This is a genomic window from Rhodococcus phenolicus (assembly GCF_001646785.1).
Classification (GTDB): Bacteria; Actinomycetota; Actinomycetes; order Mycobacteriales; family Mycobacteriaceae; genus Rhodococcus; species Rhodococcus phenolicus.
On the sequence record NZ_LRRH01000168.1, the window covers coordinates 1 to 6,642 of the forward strand.

Consider the following 6,642-nt stretch of genomic DNA (forward strand, 5'->3'; position numbering starts at 1 on the left):
CTACCAGGGGCTTGACCCGTAGCCCGGTGAGGAGCATGGTCGAGATGATTGCGAGGTCTAGTTGTGGCCACGGGTGTGAGCGTGATGATCGCGCGACGCGCGACCACCAACGAAGGATCAAAAACGAGTTACACCACTACCAGGGGCTTGACCCAATTCTCCTTCACGGGGCGGGGGTGTTCGGTCGCGGACGGTGTCGGTGCGGTGGTGCGGATACGGATCGGCGGCGGGGGATGCCGCAGCGGGGTTCCGGCCGGATCGGACATGCCCTGCACCCAGCCTTCCTGCCAGAAGCGCAGGTAGACATGCGGATCGCTTACCCACCGCGGGATCGTCGGATCTTTCGGTTCGCGTGTCGGGTTGCACGCGAACCGCGCCCCCGCGCGGCGGCCGTCCCGATACCCGCGGTCCTCGTCGTCGAGCATCGACCACTCCCCCTCTTGTCGTGGTGCGGCCGTTTCGTCTGTGGCCGCACGCGCGAGCTGTGCGCGCCCGGCGACCGTAGACAACAGCACCGACACCGGTGGGTGTGAGAGGGACAGGGGCGGTGGTTCAGTCGAGCTCGTAGCCCGCCTCGCGGGCGATGACGGCCGCGACCTCGCTGGGGGTGATCACCCCGCGGATCAGATCAACGAGCAGGTCCTTGTCCCCATCGCTCATCTGCCGGCCTTCGATGGCCATGATCGGTTCCATCTGCGCGACAGCGGCGCGGGCCTCGGCCTCGGTCTTGCGGGGTGCTTGCATGGCCACCAGCACAGCACATCCCACCGACCCACCCTCCACGACCGCACGACGCGCGGGCCGTGGTCGTACCCTCCGGATGCGACGAGACGCCGGCGGAGCGCCCGCGCGAAGTGCCGTGCCGCGGCACGTGTCCCACCATCCTTTTGACGTTCCCGATCTCCGGGCGCAGGGATGCCGGGCACGTGCGCACCCGTCGGGCACGGCACTTCGCCGCAGGAAAGAGCCGGCCTACTTGCCGGTCTCGAGCATCAGAACCTGCCCCTCGACGCCGAGATCGATGGTCGACTCGGTCCAGCCGCTGTCGAAGTAGTCGCCTCCGGTGGCGGCCTGGCCAGCCCGGCACCGATCAGCCCGACGGTGCCCACCGTGGCCGCCGTGACCAGAGCCCGCGCGATGATCGAACGTCGCATTGTTGGTTCCTCCTGTTGTCGACACGCACCCCGGCCGGATCGTCCGGCCGTGGTGGAACCGGTGTCCTTGTCGCACCGGTATCACCCAATGAGATGCGCCGAGCAGCAGCAAAGTTCCCGGCGCTGGCGGATCGTCCGGCACCGGCTAGCGTGGCCGCGTGGACGCAGCGAAGCAGGCCATCGGGGACGCAGCCGATGCGATGACCGATCACGAACTCGAACAGGCCATCGCGGCGCTGCACGCCCGCGAACGCGAACTCCTCATCGCCGGGGACAGCGCCGCCGCGTTCGATCTGATGGGCACCAAGTTCGTCCTGCTCTCGACGCTGGACAACCGCCGCCGCTGACCACCGGCGTACCGCGGCCCCGAGTTCCGAAAACCACTGTCGAACAGAGACAACGACACGTCCCCCAAGATCGTAGGGCTGCTTCGCCGCCGCGAACTGCCGAGTCAGTCGACTACGACCCCGCGGATCGGAATGAGCCAGCACGCCACACCGCGCAATGAATCTTGCGTAGTCGCGAACCGCGCCAGACGAACGCACTCCGGTGAACCTGTGAAGTCCTTGCTGGGCCGCACCAAGTTGTAACCCAAGAACCTCCTTGGGCCTGCAACCAGAAAGGCCCCGCGATGAATTTCTCCGATGCTCTCCAAATCCTTTTCCATCTGATGGCCTTCATCTACGCCGATCCGGCAACGGTGATCCAGCAGCTCGTTGCCGATCTCCTCATGCAGAGTCTGGCCAATGCCATCACCACCGTCCGACAGATGGATCGGGCGGATCGCCGGCGCGAGGACCGACGCCCGGGTACGGCCCTGGTTGATAGGTTCGTGCCCTCTACATGGACCAACGGCACCTTCCTTGCCGCTGCGGCAAGCGGCGGACTATCGCCGGACGCGGTGGCGAGCTCAAGGTCGTTATCAGCTTGACAGTGTCGATAGCGCGGCCCTAGGCGACGAGCCCGAACCGTACGAGCCGGCCAGTTGCCGACACGACGTGCGTGATTAGAACGCCGACATCCCTTGAGAACGCCCTCGCCCACGTGAATTCCGTGATCCATCTCGACCGCTACGGTCCATTATCTGTGACCCCAGGACCCCGCTCGAGGAGCATGATTCCGTCGGCGATTGCGATCGCGTATGGAGGACACATGACGCGTTTTGACGAGACCTGGCACCGGCCTTGCCGGGGCAGACTCCGTCCGAGCGCTTAGCTGCTCAAATACTCGCTCACGAAGGCTTCGAGGACATCGATCCGTCGCACCCACTTGGCGGCAAGGATTGCGGCCGCGATGCCATGTGCACTAAAGACGGTCAGCCGTGGATCATGGTCGTGTATTTTTTCCCGGGGGCAACAGACGTTCGGGACGATCCAAGAGAAGCTCAAAAATGATCTCGCTGCGGCAGTTAAACACGACCCGCACGGAGTCGCCTTCGTCACAAACCAAGAGCTCAGGCTTGGCGAGCGCGAGACTCTGAGGAAGCTCCGTGGTGCAGTACAGGTCGAACTGTTTCATCTCGAAAGAGTCGCGCACATCCTCGATTCGCCGCCGATGTCACATGTCCGCAAGCAGTACCTCGATATCGACCCCGGCCTGATGCCAATATCGATGGAATTAGAAGTGCTCGGTGCGGCGCGGTACTTCACTCAGAGCGATGCCCTTCGTGACTGGCATCTCCAGAACGGCGCCAGCAAGGCCCGGGAGGAAGTAGGCGGTAGCGGGCATAGTAATGACACGAATGCGGACACGTTGTCGTTCGGACAGTCGGCAGTAGCGAGAGCCCTATCAAATGCGGTGCACCACGGGATGCGGCCTCCCCAACCCCAAACTGCCGCACAACTCGATCGCCGCATTGAGATCTGGAAACGTGAGGTTCATACGACATGGCCCGAGTGCGAGCAATACCTCGCCGCTACAGCATGGCCGGGCTTGAAGTTTCGAGTGCACAACACCGGGGAGGTATTCCTGAATGATGTACAGATCATCATCACGATCAACGGCGTCTTCGGATTAGCTTGGAAGAACCCTGACAGGTTCAACTGGTCCAAACTTTTTCCCCTCAGTCATTCCCCCGGGCGCGACCCTTTCCTGGTGGCCGGAGTCAGCCCGAGCAACCTTGACAACCTTCGTCCCCGTGACTACCCGATCAAGTGGCAGAATCTCCACAACGCGATCGAGATCATCATTGACCTCAAGAATCTCCGGCCATATCCCGTCTGGGTGAGCAATAACGATGATGTTGTTCTTGTTCTCCACGACCACAAAAACTCGACCGGTGTTACAACCGATTGGACCGTGACGGCGCAAGGCTACGGAAAGGCGTACTCGGGTCCGCCGCTGACTGTGCCTGTTGAGGCTGTCCCGATAATAGAGTGACTCAGGCTGGTTAGCCAGAGTGATGTCATCCCGCTCCATGCTTAACGCGCTGACTCAAAGGCCGCCATCTCGTTTGTTTTCATCACGCGTCGCGTAGTCATCTGTGTTCAACGGCCTCCTTCGCTGCCGGGCACACTGGTATCGACACCAAGGCGAATCTACTTGCCGGCCTATCGGTGACATGCAAGCGATCCCCAGCAGATCGGCAAGCCGGGGCGCGTGGCCAGCGGTGTCACACCTGAGTTAGGACATTTGGCTTAGCCTCGATCTTTCGTGCGGGTGACGCGCCGGCCTGAGCAGTTCAGATTGGATGTGGAAACCTGCGGATCCGGTGTGCGCCACGATCGACTGCCCGACGCGGTCGGGTGACGCCGGGGTCCACAGCCCCGAGTTGAGCGTCCTTTCGTCTCAATGAGGAAGATACGTGCAGGTCAAGCGGGTGCAGGTAGCGCCGTGAGCCTGTTCAAGCCGGCCACGAGAACATCGGCACCAGGAGCCGTGACGGCCAGCCGCAGACGAACACGGCGGGCATGCCGGGCGATCTTCCCGGCGATCGACAGCAACCGCAGCCGTAGCCGTTTCGGTTCCCACCGCCGCGCTGGAACCTCGGTGAACGCGAGCATCTGCATCCACGTCGTCAGCTCGCATGCGACTTGCACCAGCGCCAACCAGATCCGGTTCTGGTCGAAGCCGTGCAGCGGAAGATTCTGTAGCCCGGTGACTTTCGCTGACCGGATCCGGTCCTCGCACCGAGCTCGACGCCGGTGCCGCAACTCCAGATCGGGGAGTTGCCCGCGGCGGGTGTTGGTCACGAACGCGGTCAGACGTAGTCCGTCACGGTCGGTGAACCGCAACTGCGCACCCGGATGCGGGCGTTCCTTCCTGACGATCACGCGCATGCCTTTCGGCCACGTCGACAGGTCGAGCAGGCCGGTGAGCTCGGCGACCCAGGCGCCGTCGCGGACCTGCCCGTCGGAATCGTAGGCGGGAGTCCACGCCTGTTCGGGGACCAGATCGAGGGCGGCGGTCATCGTGTCGGTCAACCCGAATCCGACCGAATACGAGAGTCTGCGCTTGGTCAGGTACTCGATCAAGGAGTGGGTGCCACCGGCTCCATCGATCCGCACCAGCACCTTCTTCCCGACCCGATATCCCGGGTCGAACGGCAACTGCGCGAGGGCGTCCTGCACGACGGTGATGTGGTCGGCGGCGGTGTTGGAGCCGGCGTTACCGGGGCGCAGCAGCATCGCGACGGGTTCACCGGTGCCGTACTCACCGTGGTCGACGAATGCGCACAGTGGATGAAACCCGTAGCCGCGTTTGAAGTTCGGGGCGGCGTGTTCTTTGTCGGAGTGGGCGGTGACGAGGGTGGCATCGATATCGATGACCAGTGGTTTTTGCTCGTCGATGGTGTGATCCGGTGCCGCGGAGCCGGCAGCGGTCCAGGCGTGGGAGCGGGCGGTGGCGCGGGCGCGGCCGAGGGCAGCGAGAGCGGTATCGGCGTCGGCGGCCAACACGCTGATCAGGCGGGAGACGGTCGGGTCGGAGGCAACCGTGCCGAACAGTTCGGGGTGAGCGCGTAGTTGTGCGATGTCGGCGAGACAGTCTCCGCCGAGTGCGAGGGAGACCGCGAGGTCGAGGAGGATCTTGCCGGGATCGTGGCGTGCCAACGGTTTGCGGAACGGGCCGAGTTCGGTCGTCAATGCCGTGATGAGGCCGGTTTTCTCCGCGGTGCGCAGCAGCAGGATCGCGCCGGCATGCGACACGAGGCTGGTTCCGGTGGCCGATGCGGACACGTGTGGGTAGGGGGACGTAGACTTGCTCACCGGAATGGTGCCTCTCGAACTGTTGCGGACATGACCTTAGACAAGCCATATCTTCGCAGTTCAGGGCACCATTCCTTGCGTTCGACACTCGGTCGGCTCGTTATTTCCGTGAAAGCTCCGGGCTAGGTATGGCGTGATCCACCCTCTCGGTCGCCTACCGGCCCCTGGCCGGTGTGGGTCACGCCGGTTGCAGTTCGCGGACTCTCCCGGTGACATCGGCGGCAGGCAAGGGCGGCACCGTGAATCCTTCGGTTGTGGCGGCGGCAACGAACAGCCTCCACCAGCGACTGACGGTCGACTTATCGACGTGCAACCGTCGCGCCACCTGGGTTGGGACTGCTGCACGGATAGGTGACATCTGAACTGTGGTGCCGTGAGGCACTGCTGGAAGGATGGACCCCGTGCCCAAGCCCTATCCGAAAGAGTTCCGCGACGACGTCGTCCGTGTGGCCCGCAACCGCGAACCGGGCCAGCACCTGCGGCAGATCGCCGCGGACTTCGGCATCAGCGAATCGTGCCTGACCAACTGGATGCGCGCCGCCGACGTCGAGGACGGCATCACACCCGGCACCACTGCCGGTGAAAGCGCCGAGCTGCGGGAAGCACGTAAACGCATCCGGCTGCTCGAGCAGGAGAACGAGGTGCTCCGCCGGGCTGCCGCGTATCTGTCGCAGGCGAATCTTCCGGGAAAAGGCTCTACCCGCTCGTGAAACAGCTCGCCGCGGACGGGATCCCCGTCGCGGTGTCGTGCCGGGTCCTCGAGCTCGCCCGCCAGCCCTACTACCGATGGCTCGCCGACCCGGTCACCGACGCCGAACTCGAGGAAGCGTATCGGGCGAATGCCCTGTTCGACGCCCATCGCGAGGACCCGGAGTTCGGCTACCGATTCCTCGCCGACGAGGCCCGCGATGCCGGTGAGCGGATGTCGGACCGCACGGCCTGGCGGATCTGCTCCGAGAACCGGTGGTGGAGTTCCTTCGGCAAGAAACGTGGCTCGAAGAGCGGCCGTTCCGGGCCACCGGTGCACGACGATCTCGTCGGCCGCATTTTCACCGCGGAGGCTCCGAACCGGTTGTGGCTCACCGATATCGAGCGCCACGAGGCGCTGTTGAACCGAGTGGGGGTGAGAGACCACCACGGCCGTGCTGTCGCAGCAGCGGGAAGCTGAGGGAGCCTAGTTGCTGCGAACACGCTGGACCCCTTCGCCATGTGACCGGCTTTCCCGGCCTCGGACTACTACGCGTCAGCACCGCCCCACGGCGGCGGCATCAGCCGACGACGAG

General features: G+C 64.1%; 9 protein-coding genes. 5 read left to right on the forward strand and 4 right to left on the reverse strand.

Going from position 1 to position 6,642, the window contains the following annotated elements:
* Nucleotides 1–128: 128 nt before the first annotated feature.
* The 3 genes from A8G15_RS28415 to A8G15_RS31575 all read right to left on the reverse strand — a co-directional run bounded on the left by A8G15_RS28415 (nt 129) and on the right by A8G15_RS31575 (nt 1,179).
* A complete protein-coding gene (locus A8G15_RS28415; protein WP_068166542.1) occupies nt 129–425 on the reverse strand; it encodes a hypothetical protein in 297 nt (98 codons plus the stop codon).
* A 127-nt stretch (nt 426–552) separates the two neighbouring features.
* The gene (locus tag A8G15_RS28420) at nt 553–744 is read right to left on the reverse strand and encodes a hypothetical protein (RefSeq protein ID WP_068166557.1); all 192 of its coding nucleotides are present in this window, start codon (nt 742–744) and stop codon (nt 553–555) included.
* A gap of 228 nt (nt 745–972) precedes the next feature.
* Nucleotides 973–1,179 carry a hypothetical protein gene (locus tag A8G15_RS31575; protein WP_068166544.1) on the reverse strand — a complete coding sequence of 69 codons (207 nt, stop codon included), beginning with the start codon at nt 1,177–1,179 and terminating at the stop codon, nt 973–975.
* A 133-nt stretch (nt 1,180–1,312) separates the two neighbouring features.
* On the opposite strand from A8G15_RS31575, the gene A8G15_RS28430 reads away from it, so the two are divergent.
* The 3 genes from A8G15_RS28430 (at nt 1,313) to A8G15_RS28445 (ending at nt 3,533) form a co-directional block, all read left to right on the forward strand.
* Nucleotides 1,313–1,501: a hypothetical protein gene (locus A8G15_RS28430; RefSeq protein WP_068166546.1), complete on the forward strand. Its 189-nt coding sequence runs from the start codon at nt 1,313–1,315 to the stop codon at nt 1,499–1,501.
* A gap of 284 nt (nt 1,502–1,785) precedes the next feature.
* Entirely contained in the window at nt 1,786–2,085 is a 300-nt protein-coding gene (locus A8G15_RS28435) for a hypothetical protein (protein ID WP_156665612.1), read from the forward strand.
* Nucleotides 2,086–2,447: 362 nt separating this feature from the next.
* Nucleotides 2,448–3,533, forward strand: a complete 1,086-nt coding sequence (locus tag A8G15_RS28445; RefSeq protein ID WP_156665613.1) for a hypothetical protein — start codon at nt 2,448–2,450, stop codon at nt 3,531–3,533.
* A gap of 431 nt (nt 3,534–3,964) precedes the next feature.
* Here A8G15_RS28445 and A8G15_RS28450 read toward each other — a convergent pair whose 3' ends face one another.
* Complete coding sequence (locus tag A8G15_RS28450) at nt 3,965–5,359, reverse strand: IS1380 family transposase (RefSeq protein WP_068166553.1); 1,395 nt, start codon at nt 5,357–5,359, stop codon at nt 3,965–3,967.
* Nucleotides 5,360–5,760: 401 nt separating this feature from the next.
* On the opposite strand from A8G15_RS28450, the gene A8G15_RS31580 reads away from it, so the two are divergent.
* Together A8G15_RS31580 and A8G15_RS31585 are read left to right on the forward strand one after the other, a co-directional pair.
* Nucleotides 5,761–6,069: a transposase gene (locus A8G15_RS31580; RefSeq protein WP_068166559.1), complete on the forward strand. Its 309-nt coding sequence runs from the start codon at nt 5,761–5,763 to the stop codon at nt 6,067–6,069.
* Nucleotides 6,066–6,527, forward strand: coding sequence for a transposase (locus tag A8G15_RS31585; RefSeq protein WP_068166554.1), 462 nt, complete (start codon nt 6,066–6,068; stop codon nt 6,525–6,527). Before A8G15_RS31580 ends, A8G15_RS31585 begins: the two co-directional genes overlap by 4 nt.
* Nucleotides 6,528–6,642 lie beyond the last annotated feature (115 nt).

Excerpts from the sequence above, each read along its gene's own strand:
- A8G15_RS28435 (WP_156665612.1), top strand. The coding sequence starts at position 1,786 with ATGAATTTCTCCGATGCTCTCCAAATCCTTTTCCATCTGATGGCCTTC.
- A8G15_RS28415 (WP_068166542.1), bottom strand. The coding sequence starts at position 425 with ATGCTCGACGACGAGGACCGCGGGTATCGGGACGGCCGCCGCGCGGGG.
- A8G15_RS28420 (WP_068166557.1), bottom strand. The coding sequence starts at position 744 with ATGCAAGCACCCCGCAAGACCGAGGCCGAGGCCCGCGCCGCTGTCGCG.
- A8G15_RS28445 (WP_156665613.1), top strand. The coding sequence starts at position 2,448 with ATGCCATGTGCACTAAAGACGGTCAGCCGTGGATCATGGTCGTGTATT.